Source organism: Paenibacillus azoreducens (assembly GCF_021654775.1).
In the GTDB taxonomy this organism is placed as follows: Bacteria; Bacillota; Bacilli; order Paenibacillales; family Paenibacillaceae; genus Paenibacillus_AQ; species Paenibacillus_AQ azoreducens.
The window spans coordinates 2920671-2933382 of sequence record NZ_AP025343.1; the positions used below are offsets into that span (position 1 = coordinate 2920671).

The 12712-nt window shown below is 49.0% G+C and carries 12 protein-coding genes; 9 read left to right on the plus strand and 3 right to left on the minus strand.

Translation table 11 applies throughout. The features are described from left to right. Nucleotides 1-26 precede the first annotated feature (26 nt). Entirely contained in the window at nt 27-740 is a 714-nt protein-coding gene (locus L6442_RS12710; protein ID WP_212977226.1) for an RluA family pseudouridine synthase, read from the minus strand. 6 nt (nt 741-746) lie between these two features. Beyond that, the gene (locus tag L6442_RS12715) at nt 747-1610 is read right to left on the minus strand and encodes a class I SAM-dependent methyltransferase (protein WP_212977227.1); all 864 of its coding nucleotides are present in this window, start codon (nt 1608-1610) and stop codon (nt 747-749) included. Nucleotides 1611-1796: 186 nt separating this feature from the next. On the opposite strand from L6442_RS12715, the gene hpaB reads away from it, so the two are divergent. The 7 genes from hpaB (at nt 1797) to L6442_RS12750 (ending at nt 9824) form a co-directional block, all read left to right on the plus strand. After that, a complete protein-coding gene (gene hpaB, locus L6442_RS12720; protein ID WP_212977228.1) occupies nt 1797-3260 on the plus strand; it encodes a 4-hydroxyphenylacetate 3-monooxygenase, oxygenase component in 1464 nt (487 codons plus the stop codon). A gap of 404 nt (nt 3261-3664) precedes the next feature. Next, nucleotides 3665-4261 (plus strand): hypothetical protein, encoded by a 597-nt coding sequence (locus L6442_RS12725; RefSeq protein ID WP_237100293.1) that lies wholly within the window; start codon nt 3665-3667, stop codon nt 4259-4261. A 404-nt stretch (nt 4262-4665) separates the two neighbouring features. After that, on the plus strand, nt 4666-5532 hold the full coding sequence (locus L6442_RS12730) for a carbohydrate ABC transporter permease (protein WP_212977442.1): 867 nt from the start codon (nt 4666-4668) through the stop codon (nt 5530-5532). Nucleotides 5533-5589: 57 nt separating this feature from the next. Then, nucleotides 5590-6456 (plus strand): carbohydrate ABC transporter permease, encoded by an 867-nt coding sequence (locus L6442_RS12735; protein WP_194232123.1) that lies wholly within the window; start codon nt 5590-5592, stop codon nt 6454-6456. Nucleotides 6457-6527: 71 nt separating this feature from the next. Beyond that, complete coding sequence (locus tag L6442_RS12740) at nt 6528-7907, plus strand: ABC transporter substrate-binding protein (RefSeq protein ID WP_212977229.1); 1380 nt, start codon at nt 6528-6530, stop codon at nt 7905-7907. 95 nt (nt 7908-8002) lie between these two features. Next, entirely contained in the window at nt 8003-8833 is an 831-nt protein-coding gene (locus L6442_RS12745) for a sugar phosphate isomerase/epimerase family protein (RefSeq protein ID WP_212977230.1), read from the plus strand. Between the two features lie 28 nt (nt 8834-8861). After that, the gene (locus tag L6442_RS12750) at nt 8862-9824 is read left to right on the plus strand and encodes a Gfo/Idh/MocA family protein (protein ID WP_212977231.1); all 963 of its coding nucleotides are present in this window, start codon (nt 8862-8864) and stop codon (nt 9822-9824) included. Nucleotides 9825-9952: 128 nt separating this feature from the next. Here L6442_RS12750 and L6442_RS12755 read toward each other — a convergent pair whose 3' ends face one another. Next, nucleotides 9953-10192: an LSm family protein gene (locus L6442_RS12755; RefSeq protein WP_212977232.1), complete on the minus strand. Its 240-nt coding sequence runs from the start codon at nt 10190-10192 to the stop codon at nt 9953-9955. Between the two features lie 422 nt (nt 10193-10614). Here L6442_RS12755 and L6442_RS12760 point away from each other — a divergent pair, with 422 nt between their 5' ends. After that, entirely contained in the window at nt 10615-11472 is an 858-nt protein-coding gene (locus tag L6442_RS12760) for a MurR/RpiR family transcriptional regulator (RefSeq protein ID WP_212977233.1), read from the plus strand. A 294-nt stretch (nt 11473-11766) separates the two neighbouring features. Beyond that, nucleotides 11767-12681, plus strand: coding sequence for an N-acetylmuramic acid 6-phosphate etherase (murQ, locus tag L6442_RS12765; RefSeq protein WP_212977234.1), 915 nt, complete (start codon nt 11767-11769; stop codon nt 12679-12681). The last annotated feature ends 31 nt before the right edge of the window (nt 12682-12712 follow it).

Consider the following 12712-nt stretch of genomic DNA (forward strand, 5'->3'; position numbering starts at 1 on the left):
TAAGCGGATCGGACACACCAGCCGAGTTACAGCAATCGGCTCAGAACCGTATCCTCCCATTGGTTCCATGGAAATTCGGATGGAGGAAGGGAGTTTAGCACGACATCCTCTTTGGTTACCGGATGCGGGAAACCTACCGTAACGGACCAAAGGGCAATTTGCTGCCCGGGTTTATTGACACGGCTTCCATACTTCTGATCACCGTATAAAGGGCAGCCCGCGTGATTCATTTGTACGCGGATCTGATGGGATCTTCCCGTATGAAGCACGATCTTAACGAGGCTGAAAGAGCCGCCGGTACCGAGAACTTCATAATCGAGCACGGCTTCCTTCGCACCGGGGGTTCCGCGGCCTACGACCGAAACCGTGTTGGTTTTCGAATCCTTCAGAAGCATGTCCTTAAGCGTTCCCCGCGCTGCCGGCAGCTGTCCATGAACGACGGCTGCATAGACTTTGCTGAAGCTGCGGCTGCGGACGGCTTCCGACAAGCGGGAAGCGGCCTTGGACGTTTTGGCGAAAATCATGGCTCCGCCGACAGGCCGGTCCAATCTGTGGACCAGGCCCAGATAGACGTTGCCTGGCTTATTGTAACGTTCTTTGATATCATCCTTCAGCAGAGTCAGGAGATCCGGATCTCCTGAAACATCCGCTTGGGTTGGAATATTGACAGGCTTTACAATTCCAAGCAGATGGTTGTCCTCGTAAATAACGGGTATTTGGGAAACCGATTCATGACTCATGGCTTGTTACGACTCCCAGCGGCCCAGAATTCCGCAAGGCAGATGCAGTCCGGAAGCAGTGATCGGAAGCCCCAGTTCTCCGCAAGATATTTTGCCGCCATAACGCTGTCCGGCAGTCATGGACAATATATTATGGAGCACGGTTGGAGAAATGCCTGTCGTATAGGAGTTAATCAGCATAAACAGCGGCTGATCGGACATGATGGACATGCAGCTTTCAACGAATGGATACAGGCTTTGCTCCAGCTTCCACATTTCCCCGCCGGGTCCGCGTCCATAGGAAGGCGGGTCCATGATGATGGCATCATAACGATTGCCTCTACGCTGTTCGCGCTGGACGAATTTGAAAACGTCATCGGTGATGAACCGGACCGGACGGTCGCCGATACCCGACAGCTGCAAATTTTCCTTGGCCCATTGCACCATGCCTTTGGCGGCGTCGACATGGACGACTTCGGCGCCGGCATATGCCGCGGCCACTGTCGCTCCACCGGTATATGCAAATAAATTGAGCACTTTGATCGGCCGTTTGGCCGCAGCGATTTTGTCCATCATCCAGCGCCAGTTGGCAGCCTGTTCCGGGAACAGTCCCGTATGTTTGAAATTGGTCGGGCGGATATAAAATTTGAGCTGATCATAAGATATGGTCCAACGATCGGGGAGCTTTTTTTTCAAATCCCACTGGCCTCCGCCGGACGAGCTTCTATGATAATGGCCGTGAACCTCGCGCCATTTTGCGTTTTCGTTTTTAATCGGCCAAATGATTTGCGGATCCGGTCTGCGGAGAATGACGTCTCCCCAGCGTTCCAGCTTCTCACCTGATCCCGTATCCATTAATTCGTAATCTTGCCAGTCACGGGCTACATACATTGTTTAATCCATCCTTCTATGCAATTTTTCAATATGGAAATACATATGTGTTCTATTGTACAACATTTGGCGGCATCAATGCACTTCATAGGAAACAAGATATACTTGATAGGGCTGTACCCCAAACTAATCATTATCCACTTGAATAGGATGAGTAGAATATGAATTCAAAGGAGGGCCTCGCCTGTGCCGGCAAAAAACGGAAAGCAGTTCATCGACCGTATCGATCTTGCCAAACCGAGCGTTTGGTTTCGTGGAGAAGAAGTTGGCGGGAGGCTTTCGGAACATCCTGCTTTTCGTGGACTCATGTCTACCCAGGCGGAGCTGTACGATATGCAGAACCACCCCGATTTCAAAGATCGTATGACGTATCCATCGCCAACCACCGGCGATCCGGTCGGATTATCGTTTTTACAGCCCAAGACCAAGGAAGATTTGGCGAAACGCAGGGAGATGATGATGCTTTGGGGAGAGAAACATCACGGTCTGCTCGGGCGCTCGCCGGATTACATGAATACGGGACTCATGGCGTTTTATTCCGCAGCGGATTTGCTTGGCGAAAAGGACCCAAGGTTTGCGGACAATATGCGGAAATATTACGAATACTGCCGGGAACATGATATTTCGTTATCCCATGCTTTCGTGCAGCCGCATGCAAGCCGGTTTGATGAACTCCTGGAAGATGGCAGCATCGAAAGCTGCGCCGCGCGGGTTGTTGAGCAAAATAAGGACGGAATTGTGGTCACCGGCGCATTTTTGTTGGCTACCCAAGGGGTGACGACCGATGAAATTTTGGTGTACCCACCCGCATCGGCTTACTTGCCGGAAGAGAATAATCCACGAACCTTCGCGTTCGCCGTACCCAACAATCTGCCGGGAATCCGCTGGATTTGCAGGGAAAACCTGGCTTTAGGAGATTCGGAATATGATTACCCGTTAAGCTCCAGGTTTGATGAAATGGATACCCTTGTTCTTTTTGACCATGTATTGGTGCCTTGGGACCGGGTATTTATTTTGGGCGACGACCGTTTATCCATGCGCCTATTCGCGGAAAGCAACTATCATGTTCACAGCGCTCATCAGGTAATCTGCAGATATATCGCAAAAACGGAATTTACGCTGGGCGTCATATTGTACATCATGGAATCGCTGGACCGCTCCTCGCATCCGGCAGCGATCGAAAAAGTGACGGAGGTCATCGCCCAGCTCGAAACGTTAAAATCGCTGCTGATCGCTGCGGAGGCCGGCGCGGCCCCGGATCGTTTCGGGAGCATGATTCCGGACCGGCGTCCGTTGTGGACGGCAAACCTCATTTTCCCTAAGGTTTATCCGCGAATGATGGAGATTATCCAGCTTCTTGGCAGCAGCGCGGTCATCATGATTCCGTCGAAGCTGGACTTTGAAAGTGCGGTAAAACCCGAATTGGATAAATACCTCCGGGGCGGCGGAGTGGACGCGTTCGCGAAAACGGCTTTGTTCCGGCTTGCTTGGGACCTTAGCATAAGCGGCTTTGGCGGTCGGCAGACGCTGTATGAACGTTTCTTCTTCGGCGATACCTCGGTCGTCGTCAGCAGGCTTTTTCATTCATACACGGATAAAGAGACTTATATCGGCAAGGTCAAAACGTTTTTAGGGGAGCAGCAAGCATAACTTCCGACCGGAGCGAATAGGTATTAAACGGGGAAACGAAAGTCGGCCATTCATGGGAGTAAGAAACCGTCCGATGTAAGAGCCATCCTGAGATCAGGGGAGGCGGACGGTATGACCGTTGATCAGTTAATCGCGTTGCTGACGCTTGTCGTCATGATCATCACTCTTGCCATAAACCATGGCCAGCCGAAGCAATAATATGGAAAAGGAGCCTGTATACAGGCCCTCAGATTGTCGAGAAACCCTGTTCCTTTGAAAAAGAACAGGGTTTCTCTCATTGAAGGGACTTCAGAACTCTGGTAAGGGGCAGGGATTATCTCATCGGGCAGTTAAAAGGATGGGACAAACCGCAGTAATATGTTAATATGTCGTTTGAAACGAACACGTTAGGAGGCGTAAAAATATTGGATGACGAGCTTTTGGTGAGACAGAAAGCACTGCAGGCCGAGGCAGGGGAGGTAGCAGAAGAGCTAAAACTTATGGATCTGCTGAGCCGAGCGGGTGAACCAGTCCGGGTGGGCAGTTCAGCTCTAGGGCTGATGGTCTGGCGGGATTTGGACGTTACCGTGATATGTCCCCGGCTTGATAAGAGAGTAGCAGCCCAAATCGCTTCCGAATTGATGCTTCATGCGGGTGTGCGGGAGCTGAAATTTATGAATGATACCGGCATGTGGAATATGGATCCAACCTATCCTGACGGATTGTACCTTGGACTGAAATACAAGTCACTGCAAGGGAAGGAATGGAAGCTGGATATCTGGTTCGTCGATGAACCGGACAGGCAACCGGATCTTGGGCATTTGAAGACCATGCCTGAACAGCTCACGCCGCAGCGGCGTGAATCCATACTCCGAATCAAGAGTATTTGGGCGGAGCGCGCTGAATACGGTAAAACCGTGCGGAGCTACGATATTTACACCGCCGTTCTGAACGATGACGTTCGCACACTGGATCAGTTTCAGGAGTGGCTGGAACATCGACCTGCCAATAATGAATCATAAGCGCAAAAAAAACTCTTTCGGGGCGGTCCGAAGCTAAGAACATTACTGAGGGTTAATTGACATCTGTAATCATATTGTATTTCAAGTCTACGGTGTAGTGAACGAATTGGATATAAAATAGCTGTCGAGAACGTTCTCGATAGCCTGGGAGCCTGCACACAGGCTCTTTTTTGTTTCTATCAATTATTTTGCCAAGGAAGAGACCCAAAAAAATTCACATAATCAACACGACTGCACATACATATTTACAAAAATACTTCACAAGTTACAGATGGCTTAACTTTTGAAGATAGCGCTGCTGTCGGGAGGAGGAGAACAGAGTGGCATTTTATGCAAAACTGAAAGCGGATACAAATTCGGGAGGGACGATCAGACGTAAAAAAAGGTTTAGCCGTAATGACTGGATGGGTTATCTATTCAGTGCGCCTTTGATCATCGGAGTACTCGCGTTTGCCGTCTATCCGATGATCGCTGCCTTGATCATGAGTTTTCATCAAACATCAGGTCTGTCTATCACCGGCAAATGGGTGGGGGTTAGCAATTATTCATATGTGTTATCGGACTCTTTATTTTGGCAAGCGCTTACAAACACGTTTTTTATCGGAGTCTGGTCCGTACTGCTTGGCATCGTGCTGTCGTTTGTGCTGGCGAGTTTAATCAACAATTTGAACTGGGGTATGGGCAAAAACTTTTTCAAAGCCGTGTTTTTCCTGCCGAATGTCGTATCGGGTGTTGCGACAACATTGTTGTTTTCGTTTCTGTTTTTTCCTTCCAGGGAAGGGCTCCTTAACTTTGTTATCGGGTTGTTCGGGATCGAGCCGGTAGAATGGTTTACGAATCCGCATGTTTCCAGATACAGCATCGTTTTGATGAGCTTATGGGGGGCTCTGGGTTATAATACGATCATTTTCCTTGCCGGCCTGCAAAGTGTTCCGCGAGATCTGTATGAGGCGGCGGAAGTCGATGGGGCGGGGAGCTACCGCAAGTGGCTGAATATCACGATTCCATATCTGCGTCCGATTTTTGTGTTTATGCTCATTATGGGCACCATCGGCGGCATGAAGCGGTTTACGGATGTGTGGCTGATCGGCGGAACGGCGGGAAATCCCGGCGGCAGTTTGATGACGGTTGTCCTTTATATTTACCGGAACGCCTTTCTCGCTTCACAGATGGGGATGGCGACGGCGGCTTCTTATTTGCTGTTCGTGATCATTTTTGTGCTGACGGCAGTGCTAATGCTTTTGAATCGGCGTAAAGACAGCTTTGACTAATATTGGCGATTGTAGAGTATTGGAAATGGATCCAACCTGAGTAAGGAGGTCGATAGAATGAACACCGCAAGTGCCAAGCTGCCGCACCGACGCAAGAAAATATCGCTGAATCAATGGATTTTGACTGTCGTGCTTTTCCTCGGATCCTTTGTCATGATCGTTCCGTTTCTGTGGATGCTTGTGACCAGCTTTGACTGGGCCGCCCGGCTTCACATTAATTTTCCGCCTAGGTTATGGCCTGAAGAACCTTCCGTCAAAACCTTTGGGGCGGCATTTACCAGCATCAAAATGTTCCGTTACATCAGCAATTCGATCATCGTTAGCGCCGGTGTCATTATCATCAGCGCCTTGTCTGCGCTTCTGTCCGGTTATGCGCTGTCGAAGCTGCGGTTCAAGGGAGCGAACATTGTACTGCTGCTCGCATTGAGCACGATGATGATTCCGTTCGAAATGACCATGATCCCCCAGTACATGCTGTTCAGCAAGCTCGGGCTTGTCGATAACTACTTGGCTTTCTACCTGCCTGCCCTCAATTATGCGTTTGGAACCTTCCTGGCCAAAGCCTTTTTCGATCAGCTTCCCGGTTCGTTGCGCGAGGCGGCTATTCTGGATGGAGCGAAGGAAGTGTCCGTATTCAGCCGGGTGTATCTGCCGCTTTGTACGCCGATTATCGCCACGATGGTCATTTTGCTTTTTCTTGGCGTATGGAACGAACTGCTGTGGCCGCTGTTGATTCTCAAAAAAGCGACCAAGTATACGATCCAAATCGGTCTGGCCATGTTCACTTATAACAACGGCATCGACAAACAGCCTTCCATCATTATGGCTGCTACGACTGTGAGCTTGATTCCGGTCGTTGTCGTATATATGTTTTTGCAGCGTTACATTATCGAAAGCATTGCTTTGTCGGGAATCAAGCAGTAAGCAGCGTTACTCTTCATGTCAGCCGCATGAAAGAAGTGAATTCCAAATTGACATTAAAGGGGGAAGGATCCATGAAGAAGCTGGTTTTGCTAATGTTGTCCTGCGTGCTTGTATTGTCGCTTGCCGCTTGCTCGGGCGGTTCGGACACGGATGTGACTGGCGGTGTGGAGATCAAGAAGGTCTCCGATATGGAAGGATCGGTTCGGGTGGCGCTGGCGGGCTGGCAGCTGGATGACGGGATCAATACGCAGACAGGGAATCCGACGGTAGGGCTGAATGAATATCTGAAACAAACTTTTAATAAAATGTATCCGAATATCAAGCTCGAGCTGTATCAAATTCCATGGGAGAACGTAAAAGCGAAACAATCGGCCATGCTGCTCTCCGGCGATGCGGATGTGTTGTACACGGGCGGGGCTTTCGCTTCCCAATGGTACCAAGAGGGGCTGCTTCGCGATCTGGACGATTTGATCAAGGAGGACAAAAGCTTTGACCCGAGCATTTTTTTATCCGGCATCATGAATAATTCTTACAGCACCAAATCCCCGGATGGAACCAAGCAGTTCGGCATTCCGGTCGCGCTTGGGCGCAGAATGACCATTTACGACAAAAAGCTGTTTGAAGACTGGGGAGTCGAACCTTTGTCCGCCAAGGCTGCCCCGCAAGAGATTTTGGAAAAAGCAAAAAAAATGACGGGGAAAAATCCGAAGACGGGTGAAGACAATTACGGCTTATACTGGAGCGGGAACTCGCTCAACGGCTCAACCTTTGTCGCATTGACGCTGGCTTTTGGGGCGAAGGGGGCGGAAGGCACTTTAAAGGACGTCAAAAGCATCAAATGGCATCTGAATACGCCGGAGATGGTTAAGGTCATGGAGTGGCTGAAGGAAGCAGCCAAACTGCCGCCTGCGGGATTCGTCAATGCACAAGGCAGCGAGAACTTCGGGCTTGATAAAAACAATATCGCGATTGCGCTTGATTCATCAGGCGGTTCGACCATGAACGAATTTCAAAGCAAAAAGAACAAGGATCTGCTTGACCGCTTCGAGCCCGTACTGAATATGGGGCCAAAAGGCGAAGGCTGGGTTGCCGTCGATCCGTTTATTATGGCGAAAAACGCGAAAGACGTTAAAGCTTCCTGGGAGGTCATCAAGTTCCTGACGAGCCCGATGACGCAAAAATATATGTATGAAAATTTTGCCCAAACGCCAACGCTCAAAAATGCCGATTTCGTGCCGCCTGAGGACAAATACGTCAAAAAGGCGCTTGAAATCGCCGATGTGGGCCATTCTGAGCTGATGGATGAAGCAAATCCTTTTTATATGAGTGATATCGTGCCTGCCGTAAACGGTTTCATCAGCAAAGCGGCCACCGGAGATGCGCCGGATATTCAGAAGTTCCTGGACGATCTGCAGGTGCGTGCCGAAAAGTGGTCTGCAAACTTAAAGTAACTAAAGGCAGATGCAAAGCCCGAATCGGGCTTTGCATTCTTGTCTATCAGACTACCCGCGCGAAAATAAAATTTAAAATTTGAAGGAGGTTTACGATGAAAAAGGGAATTAATCAATGGTGTTTTCCGGCGGGGACGCCGCTCAGTAAAGTGCTGCGCACGAGCTCGGCCGCGGGTTTCGAAACAATTGAGCTGAATCTGTATGCACCCGGAGGCATTGGGCTGACGATGGATACGACGCTTGAAGAAGCCAAGGCTCTGGCCCGTCTAGTGCGAAGCTACGGACTTACAGTAACCAGTCTATCTACGGAAATGCTGGGCCGATACCCGCTCAGCTCGCCCGACAAAGATATCCGCAGGCTGGGCGTGGAATCCGTGCGCAAGCAAATCGAATTGGCGCTTGAGATGGAAGCGGATACCATCCTTGTCGTCCCTGGGCGCATCGAAGCGGATGTAACCTATGAGGATATATGGGAAAGGTCGCAGATGGCCCTGCAGCCATTGATCGACGAAATCGACGGTACGGGCCTTTGCATCGCGATCGAAAATGTATGGAATCAGTTTTTGTGGAGCCCGCTGGAAATGGCGCGTTATATCGATCAATTCGAATCGAGTCTTGTCGGCGCTTATTTCGATGTAGGCAACACGCTTGCCTACGGCAAACCCGAACATTGGATACGTACGCTGGGAAAACGGATTCGCAGCGTTCATGTAAAGGATTTCCGAACCGGGGTAGGGAACTATCACGGCTTCGTGCCGCTTTTGTCCGGCGACGTGGATTGGCTGAATGTCCGATTGGCGCTGAGCGATATCAGCTATCAAGGCAGCCTGACGGCCGAGTTGGAACCCTATGCGAGCTTCCCGGATCAGCTGATTTTTGATACATCCCGCCATTTGGATGTCATTATGGGGAAAAACCCGTATTAACAAAGAAGAAAGCGAGGATATCTAGTATATGATACGAATTGGTATTGTTGGAGCAGGCATTATTGCAGCGGAGCACATGAAGCGAATTCAGAAGAATGAGCATGCCGAACTGGCGGCAGTCTGCGACGTTGCGTCTGGAGCTTGCGAATCAGCGGCGAGTAAGTATGGGGCAGCGGCCTACACAAGTTATGATGAGATGCTGAAGCAGGAAAAGCTGGATGCCTTGTTTCTATGCGTCCCGCCGTTTGCCCATGGGGATATGGAAGAAAAGGCCGCCGAGCGCGGCATTCATCTATTGGTTGAAAAACCGCTTGGCCTGGATATGGAAGAGGTCCGAAAAAAGGCGGAAGCGCTGGAGCGGTCGGGGATCATTTCAGGTTCGGGCTACTGCTTGAGATACATGGAATCGGTGCAGCGGGCGAAGCGGTATTTGCAAGGAAAAGAAATCGCCATGGTCCGTGCGTACCGATTCGGAAGCCTGCCTCCAAATCCATGGTGGGTAGATCATGCCAAATCCGGGGGCCAGCTTGTGGAGCAGACGACGCATAACTTGGATTTGATGCTGTATTTGGCCGGGGACGTCAGGAGGGTATCGGCAGACATGGCCCTGCTGCTCAGCGGCGACATTCCCGGCATTACGACCCCGGATGCGGCATCGGTGAATTTGGTGTTTGATTCCGGAGCGCTTGGCCATATCGACACCGGATTTTTCCCGCAGCCGGACAGCCGGGCTTCGCTGGAGATTATGGGACGCGATTTCCGGCTGACGCTGGAAGATGCGGATTTGACAATCATGGAATCGGAACAGACCACCATTTTCCGCGGCAAAGGGGATTTCTATCAGTCCCAGGACGATGCTTTCATCCAGGCCGTGAAAACAGGGGACCGCAGCTTGATCTTGGCTCCATACGCCGAAGCGCTGCGAACGCTGGAGGTTACGCTGGCCGCAAACGAATCCGCGAAAACCGGGCAGCCGGTATCATTCATTTAATAGAAAAAAGTGCGGCCTCCCGGGCTCGCACTTTTCTTTTGATGATCAATATGATATCTCGATGTTCAATTAATCGTTTAATCTTTAGTTGGGCAAAATGAAGCGGTGTAGGGGTTCCACGGGCAGGGTCAAATTAAAGCAATCGCAAGCAGCGTGAACAAGCTTAACGTCAAAATTTGATTCCGGCGTGCAAAACCGTAACCGTAAGGCACAAATGCCGAGGTTGTGACGGCACGGCGGCCATCTGTTTCCAAATAAACATTGTTTCTGTCCACCTTAACGATTTTTCCTTCGTATACCTTGCCGTCTCTCGTTAAAATGCGCACCTTGCGGTTCATGCAATGCATACAATTATAATATGCTTCCATTTCCTCCCTCCTTCCCTTGTGACATGCTATCATATGACAGGCAAGGGCATACGGAAACGGCAGGCATCCATGGGCGAAAAAGATTCGTAAGCATGGTTGCCAACTTTGATAGATTCTTTTGCGTTTTTTAAGTATGATTACTAGAAAAGCTCGTCGGCATGTTTCTTGTGAAAGATGCCATGTAACATTTTTGACAAAATCCATAAAATGAAGAAACATAAGCATGTCAGGTTGATTGCATTTTTATCGCATGTAATATAAAATAGAATTAAAATTTTAGATTGAACAATATTTTTGAAATTTAATTTCAAATGCATAATATTGTCAATTTTATTTCTTTTTTCTTTTGATTCTTGTTTTTTCAATTCCGGGCATTTATGATGTAATAGGTTTCTATTAAACTGTGATGAGAAGGAATACATATGTCAATTCACGATAATATTTTAATCAAAATCAGGGAAATGAAAGACAGCTTGACTCCGGTCGAAAAAATGGTGGCGGAATACGTCCTGCAAAATTTGGAGGAAATTCCGCATCTGTCGATCAAAAATTTGGCGCAGCTTACGAAAACGAGCGATGCGTCCGTGCTGCGTTTTTGCAAAACGATGGGATATTCGGGCTACCGCAGCTTTATCGTCAGCATTTCGGCTTCGCTTGGTTCCATGGAAGAACAGAAGGACCAGTATACCGACATTCAGCCGGGAGACGATCTGACGGTCATTATTTCCAATACGTCCAGAAACAATATCAAATCGATCGAGGATACGTTTAGCGTCATCGATAAAAACGAAGTGGAGCGGGCGGTGCAGGCGCTGAGAAAGAGCAACCGGATCGTCTTTTTCGGCATCGGGGCTTCCGGTCTTGTAGGTATCGACGCAGAGCAGAAATTTTCACGCATCAATAAAATGTGCCATACGTATACCGACGGACACAGCATGTTGACTGCGGCTACGCTTTTGGAAAAAGGGGATGTTGCCGTCTTTATTTCCAATTCGGGCACAACAACAGAAATATTGGAGTCGCTGGAGATTACCAAGAAAAGCGGTTCGACTATCATCGCCATTACCAAATACAATAAAAGCGAACTGGCTGACAAGGCGAATATCGTGCTGAATATTTCAACGCCGGAGGTAACGATACGCAGCGGAGCCATGGGTTCGCGCATCGCCATGCTAACGGTCATCGACATGTTATTTGCCGGAGTGGCCAGCGCGGAATATAAAAACGTAAAGAAATACCTGACCAAAACCCATAACATCATTGCGAGCAAACATAGGTAACAGGACCAAGACATCCGATCCCTCCGCGGAGACGATGTCTTTTTTTTTGTCGTACAAGCTAAAAATAAATAACAATAATTTATTTTAGTATAAAATATTATTTCAAAAACTATTGACCGAAATGAAATTAATCGTTAATATGAAGTCAAGAAGAGGATTTGGCAAATATCAAAAACACGGCTTCAATACACATTATGTAGTGTTTGTTATTTGATGAATTTCTATATATTGTGGACAGGGCCGTTATGAGATTTTGCGACTTCCCAGAAATGAATGATGGATAGGAGGATCGCAATGGATGAATATCTGGCGGGGCTGACGACGGAAGAGATCAATGAGCAGACTCTGATGATTGATGAATGCACCACTGAAGAAATGCTTCGTCTCATGAACGAACAAGATGCCAGGGTCCCGGCCGCGGTCGCAGCAGAAATTCCGCAAATTGCGAAAGCGGTTGATGTACTGCATCAAGTGCTTAAAAATGGCGGCACAATGTTTTATATTGGTGCGGGTACCTCAGGCAGATTGGGTGTTCTGGACGCATCCGAATGTCCTCCGACATTCGGCACTGATCCTTCATTAGTGCAAGGTCATATCGCCGGGGGCGATGGAGCGCTGAGACTTGCTGTGGAAGGTTTCGAAGATAGTGCGGAGGAGGGGGTTGCATTAATCGAGAGGTGCGGAGTTACAGACAAAGATGCGGTGATCGGCATTACGGCGAGCGGAAGCGCCGCATTCGTAATCGCGGGGCTTGAACGGGCCCGGGAGATCGGAGCGGCAACGATCGGCGTAGTCAATAACAAGCCGTCCAAACTAGAGAAAGTCTGTGACATCTGTATTGCACCGGTTGTCGGGCCAGAGGTCATCATGGGTTCCACAAGGTTGAAAGCGGGTTCAGCCCAGAAATTGGTTTTGAATATGCTCAGCACTTGTACTATGGTGAAGCTAGGTAAAACCTACAACAATTTGATGGTTGATTTGAAAGCGAGCAACATTAAACTCAAAGATCGCTCGGTACGCATCATCAAATCGGCAACAGGGGTCGATGACGCTACGGCTGCTGCCTATTTAGAAAGCGCTTCCATGAATTGTAAGCTGGCGATCATGATGATCAAAACCGGGCTGGATGCCGGATCCGCCGAAGCGGAACTGAATAAGGCCGAAGGCAGTTTGAAAAAGGCGATTCGAAACTTTAATCACGTCGTCTGACAACGATTTATATTTTCAAGGAGGTTAGTTT